The organism is Streptomyces xanthochromogenes (assembly GCF_014650455.1).
Classification (GTDB): Bacteria; Actinomycetota; Actinomycetes; order Streptomycetales; family Streptomycetaceae; genus Streptomyces; species Streptomyces xanthochromogenes.
On the sequence record NZ_BMUZ01000014.1, the window covers coordinates 108,368 to 124,959 of the forward strand.

General features: G+C 71.5%; 13 protein-coding genes. 6 read left to right on the forward strand and 7 right to left on the reverse strand.

Annotated elements, in window-relative coordinates:
- Positions 1-372 precede the first annotated feature (372 nt).
- Positions 373-1,029 carry a GntR family transcriptional regulator gene (locus IE267_RS31720; protein ID WP_229861529.1) on the reverse strand — a complete coding sequence of 219 codons (657 nt, stop codon included), beginning with the start codon at positions 1,027-1,029 and terminating at the stop codon, positions 373-375.
- Between the two features lie 814 nt (positions 1,030-1,843).
- Between IE267_RS31720 and IE267_RS31725 the strand changes: the two genes are divergently transcribed.
- Together IE267_RS31725 and IE267_RS31730 are read left to right on the forward strand one after the other, a co-directional pair.
- A complete protein-coding gene (locus IE267_RS31725; RefSeq protein ID WP_189765543.1) occupies positions 1,844-2,602 on the forward strand; it encodes a GntR family transcriptional regulator in 759 nt (252 codons plus the stop codon).
- A gap of 405 nt (positions 2,603-3,007) precedes the next feature.
- Complete coding sequence (locus IE267_RS31730) at positions 3,008-5,149, forward strand: restriction endonuclease (RefSeq protein WP_189765544.1); 2,142 nt, start codon at positions 3,008-3,010, stop codon at positions 5,147-5,149.
- Positions 5,150-5,217: 68 nt separating this feature from the next.
- On the opposite strand, the gene IE267_RS31735 is transcribed toward IE267_RS31730, so the two are convergent.
- Complete coding sequence (locus tag IE267_RS31735) at positions 5,218-6,609, reverse strand: NAD(P)/FAD-dependent oxidoreductase (RefSeq protein WP_189765545.1); 1,392 nt, start codon at positions 6,607-6,609, stop codon at positions 5,218-5,220.
- A 192-nt stretch (positions 6,610-6,801) separates the two neighbouring features.
- On the opposite strand from IE267_RS31735, the gene IE267_RS31740 reads away from it, so the two are divergent.
- On the forward strand, positions 6,802-7,527 hold the full coding sequence (locus IE267_RS31740) for a DsbA family protein (RefSeq protein ID WP_189765546.1): 726 nt from the start codon (positions 6,802-6,804) through the stop codon (positions 7,525-7,527).
- On the opposite strand, the gene IE267_RS31745 is transcribed toward IE267_RS31740, so the two are convergent.
- On the reverse strand, positions 7,524-8,279 hold the full coding sequence (locus IE267_RS31745) for a rhomboid-like protein (RefSeq protein WP_229861530.1): 756 nt from the start codon (positions 8,277-8,279) through the stop codon (positions 7,524-7,526). The genes IE267_RS31740 and IE267_RS31745 overlap by 4 nt on opposite strands.
- A 452-nt stretch (positions 8,280-8,731) precedes the next feature.
- Between IE267_RS31745 and IE267_RS31750 the strand changes: the two genes are divergently transcribed.
- A complete protein-coding gene (locus IE267_RS31750) occupies positions 8,732-9,415 on the forward strand; it encodes a pentapeptide repeat-containing protein (RefSeq protein ID WP_189765547.1) in 684 nt (227 codons plus the stop codon).
- A gap of 57 nt (positions 9,416-9,472) precedes the next feature.
- Here IE267_RS31750 and IE267_RS31755 read toward each other — a convergent pair whose 3' ends face one another.
- The 3 genes from IE267_RS31755 to IE267_RS31765 all read right to left on the reverse strand — a co-directional run bounded on the left by IE267_RS31755 (position 9,473) and on the right by IE267_RS31765 (position 12,725).
- Positions 9,473-9,973, reverse strand: a complete 501-nt coding sequence (locus IE267_RS31755; protein ID WP_189765548.1) for a hypothetical protein — start codon at positions 9,971-9,973, stop codon at positions 9,473-9,475.
- An 854-nt stretch (positions 9,974-10,827) separates the two neighbouring features.
- On the reverse strand, positions 10,828-11,463 hold the full coding sequence (locus tag IE267_RS31760) for a response regulator (protein ID WP_161252694.1): 636 nt from the start codon (positions 11,461-11,463) through the stop codon (positions 10,828-10,830).
- On the reverse strand, positions 11,460-12,725 hold the full coding sequence (locus IE267_RS31765) for a sensor histidine kinase (protein ID WP_189765629.1): 1,266 nt from the start codon (positions 12,723-12,725) through the stop codon (positions 11,460-11,462). Before IE267_RS31765 ends, IE267_RS31760 begins: the two co-directional genes overlap by 4 nt.
- 185 nt (positions 12,726-12,910) lie before the next feature.
- On the opposite strand from IE267_RS31765, the gene IE267_RS31770 reads away from it, so the two are divergent.
- Positions 12,911-13,525 carry a GlcG/HbpS family heme-binding protein gene (locus tag IE267_RS31770; RefSeq protein WP_189765549.1) on the forward strand — a complete coding sequence of 205 codons (615 nt, stop codon included), beginning with the start codon at positions 12,911-12,913 and terminating at the stop codon, positions 13,523-13,525.
- Positions 13,526-13,602: 77 nt separating this feature from the next.
- Positions 13,603-15,051: a M1 family metallopeptidase gene (locus tag IE267_RS31775; protein WP_189765550.1), complete on the forward strand. Its 1,449-nt coding sequence runs from the start codon at positions 13,603-13,605 to the stop codon at positions 15,049-15,051.
- A 36-nt stretch (positions 15,052-15,087) separates the two neighbouring features.
- On the opposite strand, the gene IE267_RS31780 is transcribed toward IE267_RS31775, so the two are convergent.
- Positions 15,088-16,590 carry a M4 family metallopeptidase gene (locus IE267_RS31780; protein WP_189765630.1) on the reverse strand — a complete coding sequence of 501 codons (1,503 nt, stop codon included), beginning with the start codon at positions 16,588-16,590 and terminating at the stop codon, positions 15,088-15,090.
- Between the last annotated feature and the right edge of the window lie 2 nt (positions 16,591-16,592).

A 16,592-nucleotide genomic window follows, 5' to 3' on the forward strand; every position in this document is an offset into this window, starting at 1 on the left:
GGCCTCTTCACGTATCGACCATGAGTGGTTGCTAGTCGATCCTGCTCATGGCTCTCTGCAATGGATCACCGCCTTCCGATGGCATGAGGTCCGCAGCCGCCAATCGGTGGCCACGGCTTGCTGCTACGCGAAGTGTGGCTTGCAGGGCCTTGATCAGGGCCGTCGTCAAGCCTTCGAGGGCCGGTCGCTCCGTCTCACCATTGCTGATCATCTCTAGGCCCTCAGCTACCAGTGCAGACGCGCTGTCCAGTTGGTGCGCTTCCACCTCGTCCGCCAAGCGGGACAGGTGGCTTGCGGGATCGTCGGTGCTCAGGAAGCACGGCTTGCCGTCCGGGCCTGACCAGGGCAGGAGGCGGAGCTCGTCGTGGAGTGTCATCGTTGCGCCTGCCTTCCTGGCGTCATGCGGTGGGTGGTGAAGGGAGCGTTGGCGCGGTCGCCGGGTAGGACGAGGTGGGCCGCTTCGGCTACGCGGCCCGTGATGTCGGTCGAGACTCGGGTGATAGCCAGGACGGCCAGTGTCGTGCTGATGCGGAGGGTGGCAGCTTCACTCCGGGTCGGAAGGCGGGCGGCCACTGTCTCTTGAGTGTCGGCGAGTGCTGGGCGCACCTCGGCCAGGGCCGTCTCGACTGACCCCCAACAGGGCGCCTCCGCTTGCAGGTTGATCGGTGCCAGGTCGCGCGGGACGTAGACGCGGATCAGGCTGTGCGGCGAGTTGTCCTCGTAGCCGACGCAGAGGAGTTCGGTCAGCGGGCTGTGTAGCGGCACCTTCAGGAGTGAGGCCAAGCCGCCTCGCGCGCGCGTCTTGGTCGTCCGCACCGTGACGCGGAGGGCCGCTCTCGGCACGTCCCGGTCGGTTGCCATGTGGCCGCCGCCGACGTAGGTGACCCGGTGAAGCCGACGGCGTACGAAGTTGCCCTTGCCGTGGACCTTCTCGATGAGCCCTTCGCCCTGGAGAACCGCCAGAGCGTTGCGCAGGGTCGGTGTGCTGACCCCGTGGTGCGCTGCGAGCTGGGTTGCCCAGTTCTTCACGCGGACCCCTCGGCAGGCACGTCCCGGTCGGGCGGAGTGTGGCACAAGCAGGTGCAGGCCTCGTAGATCACGGGGATGCCACCCGGTGCTGTCTGCGGTACTGAATGCGCACACTCGCCGTGCTGGTCGACCTGACAGGAGCCCGATCGGTATGGGGCTTCGGGAGTTCTCCGCGTGGCACGAGCCTGGAGACGCCGGTGTGGCATCAGCGGACCTCTGCCCAGCGATACGGCGTCCTTGTCGGAGCGGGAACGACGGGCGGCACGGCATGCCGCCGTGTTCGTTGTTCGGGCGCCCATAGATATGGGCGGACGAGGGCTGTCTCCTCTCCGCGCAACACCCCGGTGTGCTTCTGCGGCCGCCGGGGCATGCGAGCCGCCCTGCGATCGCTACCGGCCCGTTGATCGGCCTTTGCGCAAAGGGCAGTTGAGGGGTGCTGGCGTTGTCTGCACCTCCTTTCTGCGAGCCGCGCGCGGATCTGCGATGCCGCGCGGCGGATGTGGTTGAACACGATGGTGCTCCTCTCGCTGGTGGCCACTCCCGTGGAGTGGTCCGGCGCCCGGGCTGGCCTGTGTACGGCGGGCGGCTCCGTAACGTGCGGCCGCTCAGGCTGGTGGCCAGAAATCCGCCCCGACCGGCCTCGACGACCGAGCCCGAGACAAGATCTCTAGACAACTTCAGAATGAAGTACCTGTCTAGAGATGTCAACGTGGATGTCTGGAGTTGTTCAGCGGGCGAGATCGCGGTCACACGCACAGAGCGAGCGCCCTGGCCATGGCCTAGGCTGTCTAGAGAAGAGAGGAAGGCTCCGGAAATGGTCAACACCGACGAGGACCGTCGGCCGAAGTACCAGCGGATCGCGGACTCGCTGCGCGATGCGATCCAGTCGGGCGAGTACGGTCCCGGTGATCGACTTCCGGGGGAGAACGAGCTGATGGCCGCGCACGGCGTGGCGCGCATGACGGCTCGACAGGCGTTGAGCGTGCTCCGCGACGAAGGCATCGCCGAGGCCCGCAAGGGCGCGGGCGTGTTCGTCCGGTCCTTCCGCCCGCTCCGGCGCCGGGGAATCCAGCGACTTGCCCAGGAGCAGTGGGGCAACGGCCGCTCCATCTGGTCCGTCGACACCGGAGATCGTGCGCTCGAAGTCGATCAGGTGTCCGTCTCGGAGGAGCCGGTTCCGGCCCGTATCGGTGCCGTCCTGGAGTTGGATGAAGGCGAGGCCGTGTGCGTCCGGCGGCGACGCTTCGTCCTGGACGGGAAGCCTGTGCTGCTGGCCACGAGCTACCTGCCGATGTCGGTGGTGGCCGGGTCCGCAATCACCCAGGAGGACACGGGGCCGGGCGGTACTTACGCCAGGCTCGCCGAACTCGGTCGTAAGCCCGTGCACTTCCGCGAAGAGATCCGCTCTCGGATGCCGTCGAAGGATGAGGCGGCGCGGTTGAGCATGGCGTCCGGCACGCCGGTCGTGCTCATCTGCCGCACGGCTTTCGCTGGGGAGGGGCAGCCGGTCGAGGTCAACGAGATGACTCTCGACGCGGCCTCGTACGTCTTGGAGTACGACTTCGATGCCTGATCGGGCAGACCCGGTTCGAGCCCGCCGGGCCAGCCCGTAGATCAGAGGTGCCGACGCTGTCCCTTGGCGGGCCCTCCGTTAAGGTGCGGCCATGATCGACAAGGCCCCGGACTGCCCCGAGTGCGGTGAGGACATGAAGTCCGGTGGGCTCGTCCTCTGCCTGCGGGAGGATGACGGGCTGCGGGTCTGCCGGTCGCTCTGGAAGTGTCCTGGTCGGCATCTTTGGTGGAGGTGGGCCGACCGGCTGGACGATCCCTGGGAGGTCTGTCCCCTGCCGCAGTTGTTTCGCTGACGTCGACGCGGCGGGCCGGTCGAGTCCTGTTGAGGCGCGGGTGTGCGCTGATCCGGCCAGATCCTGGACAATTGGCCGTAGTTACGGGGTGCGGGGAGAGGGGCGGTCAGCGCATGAGCCGGCGTTCCAGTGGGCTTGTCGGGGTCTGGGCCGAGGCGCAGCGGCAGCAGCAGCGGCAGCGGGAGGCGCAGCAGCGAGCCGTGGTGCAGCAGCAGCGGCAGCAGCGGGCGTACGAGCGGGATCTCGCGCGGATGCAGCGCGAGCAGCAGGCGGCGTACCGGCAGGGGCGGGAGGCGGACGCCCGGCTGCGTACGGAGGAGCTGGAGGGTCAAGTCGCCGCGCTGGGCGGGCTGTTGGGTGCGGGGTGTCGGGCCACGCCTTTCCGGGTGGCGGCGTTGACCCGGCCGGAGCAGGTCGCGCCGTTCGAGCCGGGGCAGCTCGCGCACCCCGTGCCCATGCCCGACCCGGCGCACTACCAGGCGCAGGGCGGCTGGACGTCCGGGCGGCGGGCGCAGGCCCAGCAGGAGGCGCAGGCCCGGTACCAGCACGACTGGCAGGCCGCGCAGGCCGCCGAGGCGCATCGGGTGCGGCAGCTCGCCGAGTACCGGGCGCAGTACGAGGCGTGGGCGGCCGGGCAGCTCGCCGAGGTTCGCACGCACAACGCGGGGCTGGCTCAGCTGGTGGACGCGCTGCGGGCCGGCGAACCGGGCGCGGCGGTGGACTACTTCTCGGCCGCGCTGTACGCCTCGGGCGCCTGGCCGGAGGGGTTCCCGCGTCAGGTGGCGGCCGCCTTCGACCGGGGTGCGCGCCAGCTCGTACTCGACTGGGAGCTGCCCCCGATAGACGTTGTGCCCGAGGTCAAGTCCGTTCGTTACGTGGCCGGTTCGGATCAGGAGAAGGAGACCGCCCGGCCCGTCACGCAGCGGCGCGCGCTCTACCGGGACGCGCTCGCGCAGTGTGTGCTGCTGGTGCTGCGCGATCTGTTCGCGGCCGATGAGTTCGGGGTGCTCGAATCGGTTGTCCTCAATGGGTTCGTTGATGATGTCGATCCGGCTACCGGGCGCCGCGCGGAGATCTTCCTCGCTGCGGTGAGCGTGCCGCGTGCCGCCTTCGCGCCGCTCAACCTCGGGCAGGTCAGCGCCGTCGACTGTCTGGTGGAGGCGCTGCGCGGGCAGCTGTCGGCGCGGCCCGACCAGCGTGCGGCGGTACGTCCCGGACGGCGGCCCGCCGATGTGGGTACGGGGGTCGTGTCGCACGGGGGCGGCGGCGAGCCGGACCTGTTCACGATGGACCCCATCGAGTTCGAGGGGCTCGTCGCCGAGCTGTTCCGGGCGCGGGGGATGCAGGCGCTCACCACACAGCGCTCCAACGACGGCGGGGTGGACGTCGAGGCGCTCGATCCCGACCCGATCAGCGGCGGCCGGATCATCGTCCAGGTCAAGCGCTACCGCAATACGGTTCCGCCGACCGCGGTGCGGGATCTGTACGGGACGGTGCAGGGGGCCGGGGCCAACAAGGGTGTTCTGGTGACGACTTCGGGGTTCGGGCCGGGGTCGTATGGGTTCGCCGAGGGCAAGCCGTTGACGTTGGTGTCGGGGGTGGAGCTGGTGGATCTGCTGCATCAGCACGGGTTGCGGGGGCGGTTGGGGGAGGGGGCCTCGGGCGGTCCCGGTGCTGCGGGGGCGGCGGGCGTGCCGACACCCCGGCCCGCGTCGGACGCGACCGTGCTGGACATGACGGTGCCGGACGCTGCCGCGCCGGGCAGGGCCGGGGACTTCAACCTCCTCGGCATGGTGTGGGCCGGAGCGGTCGCGCTCGACGTGTGCGCGCTGGTGTGCCGGGGGTCCCGGGTGCTGTCCGAGGAACAGTTCGTTTTCTTCAACAACCCCGCCAATCCCGGGAGTTCGGTGCGGATGGTGCCGGGGGTCGGGGGTGACCGGGCTGCGATACGGGTCGCCTTCGACGCGCTGCCGGAGGGGGCGGACCGGTTGGTGCTCGTCGCCGCCGTCGACCCCGAGGCCGCGCCGGGCGGGGATCTGGCGGGGTTCACCTCGGCGGCGATCTGTCTGCGGGACGCGGCGGGGGCCGAGCTGGACCGGCTGCCCGTGGCGGACGGGAGGCCGGGGGAGACGGCGTTGGTGCTGGGGTCGTTCCGGCGGCGGAGCGGGGGCGACTGGGACTTCGTCCCGGGCGGGAAGGGGTATCGGGGTGGGCTGGGGGAGTTGGTGGGGGAGTACGGGGTGGTGGTGGCCTAGGGAGTCTTCCCCGCCCCGCCCCTTCCCGAGACCCTCCGGGAAGGGGCGGGACCGCGCCCGGGATCGCGTCAGTGGCGGCCCGCGATGCGGTCGGCCAGGGTGGCGAGGGGGTCGGTCGCGGGGCGGGGGCGCAGGAGCTCGCGGCGGTCCGCCGAGCGGTACGCCGCGTACATGCCCCGCACCCCCGCCCACCGGAACGGCTCCGGCTCCCACATCCGCACCTTGTGGTTCACCCAGGGGAGGGCGGTCAGGGCGGTCGCGCCCGCCTGGCCCGAGTCCTGGCGGACCAGGTCGCGCAGTGTCCGCGCCGCGAGGTTCGCGGTGGCCACGCCCGAGCCGACGTAACCGCCCGCCCAGCCGAGCCCGGTCGTACGGTCGAGGGTGACCGAGGCGCACCAGTCGCGCGGGACCCCGAGGACCCCCGACCAGGCGTGGCTGATCCGTACCCCGGCGAGCTGGGGGAAGAAGCGGACCAGGATCTCCCGCAGCGCCTCGACGGTCGCGGGCTGTGTGCGGCCGTCGTTGTCGGTGCGCGAGCCGAACCGGTACGGCACGCCCCGCCCGCCGAGCGCGATGCGGTCGTCCGCGGTGCGCTGCGCGTACATGTACGCGTGCGCCATGTCGCCGAGCGTCTCGCGGCCCGCCCAGCCGATCGCCTCCCACGCCTCGGGCCCGAGCGGCTCCGTCGCGATCATCGAGGAGTTCATCGGCAGCCAGGCCCGCCGCTGCCCCTTGAGGGAGGCGGTGAAGCCCTCCGTGCAGCGCAGGACGTAGGGGGCGCGGACGGTTCCGTACGGGGTGACCGCGTGTCCGGGGCTGATCTCGGTGACCGGTGTCGACTCGTACACCCGGACCCCGAGCGCCTCGATCACCTCGGCCAGGCCCTTGACCAGCTTCACGGGGTGGATGCGTGCGCCGTGCGGCGTCCAGGTCGAGCCGACCGCCCCGGCCACCCGGATCCGCTCGGCGGTCTCGCGCGCGCCGAGCAGGACGCGCTCCTTCTCGCCGAAGGCGACCTCGGCGGCGTGGAAGGCCTTCAGGCGTCCCAACTGGGCGGGTGTGTAAGCGACTTCGAGCACGCCGCCCCGGTGGATGTCGGCGTCGATCCCCTCCTCTTCGGAGACCCGCACCACCTCTCCCACCGTGTCGTTCATCGCCTCCTGGAGGCGTACCGCACTCTCCTGCCCGTGCAGCTTGGCGTACCGGTCGCGGCCCGCGATGCCGTTGTAGAGCCAGCCCCCGTTGCGGCCGGAGGCGCCGTAGCCGCAGAAGCGCGATTCGAGGACCGCGATGTCCAGGAAGGGCGCCGCCTTCTTGAGGTAGTACGCCGTCCACAGGCCGGTGTAGCCGCCGCCGACGATCACCACGTCGGCGGTCGCGTCACCGGGCAGTGGCTCGCGGGGGATGGGGAGGCCGTCGGTTGCGTACCAGAAGGAGATTCCGCCGTTGATCGCGCTCATGAGCCCTGTTCGTACACCCGCCTCCCGGAACTGTCCACCCATGGAATTCGCAGGTGGCGGGCCCGTTGCGGAATCCGTGGGACCAACGGCGGCGTGGGGCGGGACCTTTGGCGCGGGTGGCGGCGCGGGTGGGTGTTTAGTGTCGAAGGTCAGGTGGTTTTCGCCGCGTTTGTGCCGAAGGGTTGAGTCTTCATGGGTGTACGCAGTTTCCGTCGTGCCGCCGTCGCGGTGGTGGCGGCCACCGCCCTCGGCATCTCGGCGGCCGCCTGCTCCTCCGGCTCCGGATCGGACACGTCCTCGCAGGCCGAGCTGACCGCCAAGTCCTCGCCGGACGCGGCCACCCTGGCGAAACTGCCCGCCAAGGTCGAGGGTGCGGAAATCGTCGTGGGCGACCCGAAGGCGCCCCACACCGTGACGGTGTACGAGGACCCGCGCTGCCCGTTCTGCAAGCACTTCGAGGAGGGCGGCGCGGGGGCGGTCGCCCGGCTCGCGGCCGATGGCAGGGTCAAGGTGCGCTACACGATCGCCTCGTTCCTGGACCGCAACTTCGGCGGCGACAGCTCGAAGCGGGCGGTCAACGCGATGCGGGCCTCGGTCGAGCAGGGCAAGTTCCCCGAGTTCCACGCGGCCGTCTTCGCCAGCCAGCCGAAGGAGGAGACGGACGACGCCTTCACCGCCGACAACCTCCTGAAGATCGCCGACCAGGTGCCGGGCCTGCGGGGGCCCGCCTTCGACAAGGCGGTGCGCGAGAACACGTACAAGGACTTCGTGAGCGCGGCGGAGAAGGCCTTCGAGGACTCGGGCGTCCAGAGCAGCCCCGTGGTCCTGATCGATGGCGAGAAGCCGACCGGTGACGGCCGCGCGCTCTTCGATGCGGACGCCTTCAAGAAGGTCCTTGCCGAGGCGGGCGTCTCCTAGCGGAGACCCTGGTCGCCGCCCTCCGGGATGCGGCGGCTGCCGCGCCGCAGTCGTAGGCCGGCGTCGCGCACGGTCCGCACGCCGTCGGCCGGATTCCAGGGTGGGCCGCCCCGCCCGCGGGTGAGCGGGTACCAGGCGAGGCCGACGAGTACGGACGCGAAGTGCCCCAGGTCGGTGAAGGTGCGGCCGCTCACCAGCGGGGCGCCGTAGATGACGAGTACGCCGAGCAGGTAGAGGTAGCGGTACGGGGTCGCGATCCGGTACGTGAGTACGGCGACGACGCCGGCCAGCGCGTAACTCACGCCCACATCAAGGGTGTTGACGGCCGAGTGCGGCGCGTAGCCGTGCCGGACGGCCCACAGCAGGGCGCCCTCGCTGATGAAGGTGGCGGCCACGTGCGTACCGAAGGCGACGAGCAGCCAGCGCGCGGTGCCCAGCCAGCGTTCGGCCTGGGCGTGGAAGACGCTGTAGAGCACGGCGTACGAGAGCCAGCTGCCGCCGTCGGTCCAGAACGCGCTCGCGATCAGCACCCGGCGCGGGTTGGTCGACAGCTCGTGGATGTTGGTGGACCGCTGCCGCAGGAAGTCGGCCTCGAACTCCGGTGACATGTGGTGCATGGCGATGGTGGTGACGAACAGCGCGGCGAGCCAGAGGTAGGTGCCGGGCGCGCTGCGGACGTACCTGCCGATGCAGCCGCCGATGGAACGCAGCACGCGCCGGACCGGCCGCGCGCCGGGGGGAAGGGGCCTCATCCCCCGATTCACGCACGGGGGCGGGGCGGCCGGGCGGACCGACATCCCCGACCGCCCGACATCCGGGCCCGACCGCCCGACATCCGGGCCCGGCCGTCGACATCAGGGCGCGACCGTCGACATCCGGGCGCGGCCGCGGCGTCACGGAAGGGGGCGCCGTCCTGGTCCCGCATGACAAAACGGGCATGCGGGGCTTCGGGGCGGGGCCCACTCTCCGCCAATGATGCGGAACGCCATGGCGTGCCGGGGTGGAGTCGCGGCTTCCGGGGTGGTGGGCGCCGGGTCGTGGACGGGGGAGCGTTCCGGTCGGCCGGGGGTGTGCGGATCGGGGCGGAAACGGGGGGAAACGGGCGGCTGGAATGTGACGTGTCCAGGTCGCGAATTTATGGAGTGGACGGTTCCCGCGGGGCCGAGCAGGGGTGATTGTCAGTGCGATGGTCCAGCATGGGGACATGGCAGCGGCACGGAGTGCGAAGAAGACGGCGGCTACGGCGGGTGCCCGCAGGGCGGAGGTGCGACTGCCGCCACTGGCGCCGTTCGGCGCGGGTGAGCTGGAGCCGGAGGGTGACTATGACGGGCTCGAATTCAGGGACCTCGACCTGTCGCGCCAGCAGGCGCACAGCTCGCGCTTCCTCGACTGCGGCCTGTACGGCTGTGTCCTGGACGATACGCGGCTGACCGGAGCCCGGTTCATCGACTCGGTGATCTCCGGAATCCGCGGTGTGGGTACGGATCTGGCGCGGGCCAGCCTGCGCGACGTGGAGGTGCGCGACGTCCGGATGGGCGGGGTGCAGCTGCACGGCTCGGTGCTGGAACGGGTGCTGGTCCGGGGCGGAAAGATCGACTACCTGAACCTGCGCGAGGCCGAGCTGCGCGACGTCGTCTTCGAGGGCTGTGTGCTCTCCGAGCCGGACTTCGGCGGGGCCTCGCTCGTACGGGTCGAGTTCCACGGGTGCGAGCTGCGCGGGGCGGACTTCACCGGGGCCCGGCTCAAGGACGTCGATCTGCGCGGGGCGACGCTGCTCGACATCGCGCGCGGGGTGGAGCGACTCGCGGGGGCGGTCATCAGCCCCTCCCAACTCCTGGACCTGGCACCGGCGTTCGCGGCACAGGTGGGGGTGCGGGTGGAGGCGTGAGGACGTCTCCCGCTCCCGCTTTCCCCGGTTCCGTTCCGTGGGACCCGGGGGCCGGCGTCAGTCGGTTCGGGGGAAGCGGGCCTGGAGGTCCCAGACGATCGGGTTCTCGCCGAGGCCTTCGTGGAGGTCGGTCAGGTCCGCGATCAGATCGTGCAGGAAGTCCCGTGTCTCGCGGCGGAGTTCGGTGTGCGAGAAGGTGAGCGGGGGCTCGTCGGCGGGCATCCAGTCCGCCTCGACGTCCACCCAGCCGAAGCGGCGCTCGAACAGCATGCGGTCCGTCGACTCGGTGAAGTCGATCTCGGCGTACTGGGGGCGGGCCGCGCGGGAGCCGAGCGGGTCCTTGTCCAGGTTCTCGACGGTGTCGCACAGGGCCCAGGCGAAGTCGAGCACGGGCACCCATCCCCAGGCTGTGGACACCTCGCGGTCCGCCTTGGTGTCGGCGAGGTAGACGTCTCCGCAGAAGAGGTCGTGGCGGAGGGTGTAGACGTCCGCGCGGCTGTAGTCGATGCGGGTGGGGTCGGGGAAGCGGCGGGATAGGGAGTAGCCGATGTCGAGCACGCCTCGATGGTGCCATGGCCTGGGGCGCCTGCCCCTTGCAGCCCCCTGCGGACCCCGTTCCCGGGCCGCCCCCCCCCCGGCATCCTCCCCGGGTTCCCTCTTCTGGGCCGGGCCCTGGGGGCGTGCCGCCGGGGGTGGCTGGGGGGGCTTCTCCCCTCCCCGCCCCTTCCCGCAACCCTCCGGGGGCGAGAGGCGGGCCGTCCGGGTTTCCCGGGGCTGCGCCCCGGGCCCCTGTTTCGGCTGCGGACCGTGGGTGGCTGGTCGCGCAGTTCCCCGCGCCCCCCCAAACCCGTGGTCGACCTCGCACCGTGCGTGGCTGGTCGCGCAGTTCCTCGCGCCCCTGGCCCCGTTTTCGTCCTCAGGTCGTGGGTGGCTGGTTTGCGCAGTTCCCGGCGCCCCTGAAAACGTCTGTCGGCTACGGGCCGTGCTCGCTTTTCACGCAGTTCCCCGCGCCCCCAACCCCCTGTCGGCCTCGCGCCGTGGGTGGCTGGTCGCGCAGTTCCCCGCGCCCCCGAAACCCGTTTTCGTCCTCGGGCCGTGGTCGCTTCTAGCGCAGTTCCCCGCGCCCCTGGCCATACCGGTGCTGGCCGGCATCGGGCATTTCAGCCCGTCCGGCGTTTGAGGACGAGTGCCGTTCAGGCGCGAACGGGGTCCGGGGCGGAGCCCCGAACGGGGGTGCAGGGGGCGGAGCCCCTTGCGGGGGTTCGAGGGGCGCAGCCCCTCAGGGGGTCTGGGGCGCAGCCCCAGGGCTCAGCCGATGCAACCCGCCGCACGGGCGGGCGGGTGGGCAGCCCCCCCCCCAGGGCGCCGGAACCGACCAACGCCGGGTCACGGGCGGGCCGGACCCCGCCCCGTCAGGGCAGAAGGCGATGTTCCTTCGCGACGGACACCGCGCCCGCCCGCGTGTCGACGCCGAGCTTCTCGTAGATGCGCCCCAGATGCGTCTTCACCGTCGCCTCGCTGATGAACAGCGCCCGCGCGATCTCCCGGTTGCCGAGGCCGTTGGCCAGCTGGGCCAGGATGTCGAGCTCGCGCGGGGTGAGGGCGGGACGGGAGGCACCCCGGAGCCGGTTCATGACGCGGCTCGCCACCGGCGGGGACAGGGTCGTCCGGCCCTGCGCCGCCGCCCGGATCGCGGCGAACAGCTCCTCCGGGCGCTCCGCCTTCAGGAGGTACCCCGTCGCCCCCGCGGCGATCGCCCGCGTGATGTCCGCGTCCGTGTCGTACGTCGTCAGGACCAGCACGTGCACGCCGCTCGCCGCGATCCGCCGGGTCGCCTCGACGCCGTCGATGCCCGGCCCCAGTTGCAGGTCCATGAGCACCACGTCCGGCTTCAGCTTCGCCGCCGCGGCCACCGCCTCCTCGCCGCTGCCCGCCTCGCCGACCACGTCGATGTCGGGCTCGCTGCCGATGAGCGCGAGCAGCCCCGCCCGCACCACCACGTGGTCGTCGCACAGCAGGATGCGTACCGGGACGGGCGACGGGGTCATGGGCGTGGCTCCAAGGGGATCGCGGCGGACAGGACGGTGCCTTCGCCGGGGGACGATTCGACGGTCAGGGTGCCGCCCAGCTGCCGCACCCGGGCGTGCATCGCGGGCAGGCCGTGGCCCCGTACGCCGGGCGAGGGGGCCCGGGCGCCGAGGGGCCCGGGGGTGAAGCCCCGGCCGTCGTCCGCGATGTCCAGGACCACCTGGTCGCCCAGATAGGTGAGGGTGAGCGCCGCCGTGGTGGCCCCGGCGTGTTCGCGTACGTTCGCGAGCGCGCCCTGGGCGATGCGCAGCAGGGCCGAACCGACCCGGTCGGGCAGCGCCGCGACCGGTGCCCCGTCGATGTGGCAGCGCACCGCGAACGCCCCCGACTCCGCCGACTCCCGCGCCGCGAGCGCACGCAGCGCCTCGTCGAGGCCGCCGCCCGCGGCGAGGTCGGCCGGGGCCAGGTCGTGGACGAACCGGCGGGCCTCCGCCAGATTGCGTTCCGCGATGGACTCGGCGGTCCGGACGTGACGGCGTGCGGCGTCGGCGTCGGTGGCCCACACCCGGTCGGCAGCCTGCAACAGCATCTGCTGGCTGGACAGGCCCTGGGCGAGGGTGTCGTGGATCTCCATGGAGAGCCGCTGGCGTTCGGCGAGCGTGCCCTCACGGCGTTCGGTGGCGGCGAGTTCGCGCCGGGTGCGCAGCAGGTCGTCGATCAACTCCCGCTGCCGTTCGGCCAGTTCGCGCTGACGGTCGGACTGGCGCTGCATCTGTACGAACACGGCCGTCGCGATCGCCGCCACGGCGGGCGGGGCGAGGACCAGGTTCGGGTCGAAGCCGTCGGCGGAGAGCTCGACCTGGGCGATCACCACGAACGCGGTCAGCACCGCGACCAGTACCAGTGCCGCGCGCGGCCGCAGCGTACGCAGGCCGGTGTAGAACAGCGGGACCGCGCACCACGCGAAGCTCGGCGCGAGCACCACCAGGACCATCCAGGTGGCCACGACCCCGCCGAGCCAGGCGAGCCGGCGGGGGGTCGGCCGCGAGCCCAGCGCCGGCCCGAGCACGTACAGCAGGGCGAGCGCCGTCGAGAGCGCGATGATCCAGGGCGTGCGGACGTCCCCGGGGTGCCGGATCAGGAACCGGGCGAGCGAGGCGCCGAGCAGCAGGAAGAACGCCGCGTGCATGACCACCGGCAGCCACCGCTCGGTGCCGGGCGGGTCGACGGTGTCGCGCACCGCATGCCCGCCGTCGATGCCGTCGGCGTCGCCGTCGTCCATCCGTTCTCCGCCCTCCTCGCTCACGCCTCTCACCTGCCCGTACGCACGAGCCGCCTCCTCATCGTCACCCGGACCGGCCACCCCCGCATCAACCGATCGGCTGACGGGCCCATCCGCCGTACCGCGCCGCGGGAGCAGCCGGTACGCCGAGGGGAACGGTCCCTTCGCGGCGCCAGGATCGAAGCATGAACCTCACGACGAAGAACCCCGCCACCGACAGCTCCGCCACCTCCGCCGACTCCACCAGCTCCACCACGAGGAACACGCGGCGCAAGAAGCTCGCCCTGTCCGCCACCGCGCTCGCCATCGCCGCTGCCGGCACCTTCGGCGTCGTCACCGCCAACGCCGCCAGTGGCACCGGCACCGCGGCCCTGGCTCCCGTCGCCGGCCAGAACCTCACCACCTCCACCCACCTCACGGTCGGCGCCGCCACGAAGGCCGCCCAGGCGGCCCTGAACGCGGCCGTCAAGGAGAACCAGAAGGTCTCCGTCGCCGTGGTCGACCGCAACGGCAACACCCTCGTGACGCTGCGCGGCGACGGGGCCGGTCCGCAGTCGCCGGAGTCGGCCGAGCGCAAGGCGTACACCGCCGTCTCCTGGAACGCGCCCACCTCCGAGCTGGCCAAGCGCCTCGCCCAGACCCCGAACCTGAAGGACATCCCCGGCACCCTGTTCCTCGCGGGCGGCGCCCCCGTCCAGGCGAAGGGCGCTCCGATCGCCGGTGTCGGCGTGGCCGGGGCCCCGAGCGGCGACCTCGACGAGAAGTTCGCGCAGGCGGGCGTCGCCGCACTGGGGAAGTAGGACCCTCAAGTAAAGCCCTGGTAGCGGAAACACGGCCCCCGGGCGCGGGTGGCCGTGTCGCCCGTAGGATCACAGACGTGGACAAAGGATCCGAGAGGCGGGCAGGACCGGCACGGCTCGCGGGCAGCCGAACGCACCGCACCCGCCGCACCCGCCTCGCGGCCGTCGCGGCGCTCACCGCCCTCGCCGTCACCTCGTGCACCGGCGGAGTGACCGGCACCCCGGGCTCGTCCGGCACGCGCGACGCGCTCTTCCCCAAGCTCGGCAACGACGGCTACGACGTCCAGCACTACAGCCTGGACCTGGACTACGACCCGGCGAGCGGGCGCCTCACGGCCGGGGCCACCATCGTGGCGAAGGCCGTCAAGGACCTCAGCGCCTTCGACCTCGACTTCGCGGGCATGAACGTGGAGTCGGCCACCGTCGACGACGAGCCGGCCGCCGTCAACCGGGCCGGGGACGAGCTCACCCTGCGGCCCGAGCAAGATCTCACCGAGGGCGAGACGTTCACGACGTACGTGCGCTACTCGGGCCGCCCCAAGACCATCACGGACCTCGACGGCTCCCAGGAGGGCTGGCTGCGCTCGTCCGGCGGACGCGTGCTCGCGCTCGGCGAACCGACCGGCTCGATGGCCTGGTTCCCGTCCAACAACCACCCGAGCGACAAGGCCACGTACGACATCAAGGTGACCGTGCCCGACGGCCTCCAGGCCGTGTCCAACGGCGAGTTGGTGTCGAGGACGGTCAACAAGGGCCGTGCGACGTTCAGTTGGCGTACCAGGGAGCCGATGGCGACCTATCTGGCGACCGTCGCGATCGGACCGTACGAGATCGACAAGGGTACGACCGGGTCCGGCATCCCGATCTACAGCGCCATCGACCCCGGGGTGCGCAAGCAGACCGCCGCCGTCGTCGCCCAGCTGCCGGACATGCTCGCCTGGGAGGAGAAGCGGTTCGGGCCCTACCCGTTCGCGTCCACCGGGGTGATCGTGGCGCCCGCGAAGGCCTCGGGCTACGCCTTGGAGACACAGAACCGGCCGGTGCTGCCGCTCGACCACTTCGACGCCAGCACCCTCGTGCACGAGCTGGCCCACCAGTGGTTCGGCGACTCCGTCACCCCGGCCGTCTGGCGGGACATGTGGCTCAACGAGGGCTTCGCGCAGTACACGGAGTGGCTGTGGAGCGAGGACCACGGCGGTCCGAGCGCCCAGCAGATCTTCGACGAGGAGTACGCCAAGGACGACGGCGACGACATCTGGGCCTTCCCGCCGGCCAAGCCGCCGACCGCCGCCGATGTGTCGGGGCGGCCGGTGTACGTGCGCGGTGCCATGGTCGTGCACAAGATCCGCGAGGCGGTCGGCGAGGACCGATTCCGCACCCTCGTGCAGGACTGGGTGCGCCTCCACCGTCACGGCAACGCCTCGACCAAGGACTTCACCCGCTTCGTGGACGACGAAGCGGGCCACCGCCTGTCGACGGTGTGGGACACCTGGCTCTACGGGGACGGGAAGCCCGACAGCCCGTAGAGCCAGGTGGGTTGGTCAACTACGCGGTGCCGGCCGTCACTTCACGTTGATGGCGGTCCAGGCGGCGCCCACCGTCTTGTACTCGGTGCTGGTCGTGCCGTACAGGTCGCCCGCCGCCTTCAGGGTCGCGGCGCGCGCGGCCTTGTAGTTGGTGGTCGAGGTCATGTACGTGGAGAGCGCCTTGTACCAGATCTTGTACGCCTTGACCCGGCCGATCCCGGTGACCTTGGAGCCGTCGTACGTCGGCGAGTTGTAGTTCACGCCGTTGATCGTCTTCGCGCCGCTGCCCTCGGACAGCAGGTAGAAGAAGTGGTTGGCGGGGCCGGACGAGTAGTGCACGTCCTTGTTGCCGACGCCGCTCGACCAGTAGTCGGCCGACGCGCCGTCCTTGCTGGGCTTGTCCATGTAGCGCAGCGGGGTGCCGTTGCCGTTGATGTCGATCTTCTCGCCGATGAGGTAGTCGCCCTTGTCGGAGGCGTTGTTGGCGAAGAACTCGACCGAGGTGCCGAACATGTCGCTGGTCGCCTCGTTGAGGCCGCCGGACTCACCGCTGTAGTTCAGCTTGGCGGTGGCCGCGGTCAGGCCGTGGCTCATCTCGTGTCCGGCCACGTCGAGCGCGGTGAGCGGCTTGTTGTTGCCCTGGCCGTCGCCGTACGTCATGCAGAAGCAGCTGTCGTCCCAGAACGCGTTGACGTACGCGTTGCCGTAGTGGACCCGGGAGTAGGCGGCCTTGCCGTTGCCCGCGATGCCGTTGCGGCCGAGCTCGGTCTTGTAGAAGTCCCACGTCTCGGCCGCACCGTAGTGGGCGTCGACGGCGGCGGTCTCGCGGTTGGACGGCGAGCCGTTGCCCCAGGTGTCGGTGGACTTCGTGAAGAGCGTGCCGGTGCCGGAGCTGCCGCCCTTCAGGTCGTACGTCTTGTGACCCCCGCGCGCGGCGTCGGTGAGGCTGTAGGTCGAGCCGCTCTTGGTGGTGCCGAGCGTGACGGTGCCGGAGTACTCGCTGGTCCCGGTGCCGGTCTCGATCTCCTCGTGGGAGTAGAGCTGGGCGCCGGTGGTGGCGTCCGTGACGATGTCGCGGCGGCTCGGCGTGCCGTCCGGCTGGGTGCCGGTGACGGTGCGCTCGTACGCGAGGACGGGCTTGCCGGAGGCGGCCCAGACGACCTTGCGCGAGCCGGTGGGGGCGGCCTTGAGCGAGGTGGTGGTGGCGACGGATATCTTCGCGTCGGTCGCCTTGTCGACGCCCTTGACGGCGCCGTCCTTCGCGGTGTGCACGACGAGGTCGCCACCGAGGACGGGCAGGCCGTCGAGGGTGCGCTCGTAGCGGGTGTGGACCGTGCCGTCGGCGTCCTTGATGACGTCGCGGACGACGAGCTTTTCCTTGGCGCCGAGCCCGAGGCCCTTGGCGGTGGCGGGTGCCGCGTCCTGCGCCGCGCTCAGGGCGTCGGCGCGCTGGGTGGTGGTGAGGTCCAGCGCGGTGGCACCGGCGGCGCGGTCGGTGGCGCCGGCCGTGGAGCCGGCTTGTACGCCGACGACGACCATGG

Excerpts from the sequence above, each read along its gene's own strand:
- IE267_RS31770 (WP_189765549.1), top strand. The coding sequence starts at position 12,911 with ATGAACCTCACGACGAAGAACCCCGCCACCGACAGCTCCGCCACCTCC.
- IE267_RS31750 (WP_189765547.1), top strand. The coding sequence starts at position 8,732 with ATGGCAGCGGCACGGAGTGCGAAGAAGACGGCGGCTACGGCGGGTGCC.
- IE267_RS31765 (WP_189765629.1), bottom strand. The coding sequence starts at position 12,725 with ATGGACGACGGCGACGCCGACGGCATCGACGGCGGGCATGCGGTGCGC.
- IE267_RS31725 (WP_189765543.1), top strand. The coding sequence starts at position 1,844 with ATGGTCAACACCGACGAGGACCGTCGGCCGAAGTACCAGCGGATCGCG.
- IE267_RS31735 (WP_189765545.1), bottom strand. The coding sequence starts at position 6,609 with ATGAGCGCGATCAACGGCGGAATCTCCTTCTGGTACGCAACCGACGGC.
- IE267_RS31760 (WP_161252694.1), bottom strand. The coding sequence starts at position 11,463 with ATGACCCCGTCGCCCGTCCCGGTACGCATCCTGCTGTGCGACGACCAC.
- IE267_RS31730 (WP_189765544.1), top strand. The coding sequence starts at position 3,008 with ATGAGCCGGCGTTCCAGTGGGCTTGTCGGGGTCTGGGCCGAGGCGCAG.
- IE267_RS31740 (WP_189765546.1), top strand. The coding sequence starts at position 6,802 with ATGGGTGTACGCAGTTTCCGTCGTGCCGCCGTCGCGGTGGTGGCGGCC.
- IE267_RS31745 (WP_229861530.1), bottom strand. The coding sequence starts at position 8,279 with ATGAGGCCCCTTCCCCCCGGCGCGCGGCCGGTCCGGCGCGTGCTGCGT.
- IE267_RS31780 (WP_189765630.1), bottom strand. The coding sequence starts at position 16,590 with ATGGTCGTCGTCGGCGTACAAGCCGGCTCCACGGCCGGCGCCACCGAC.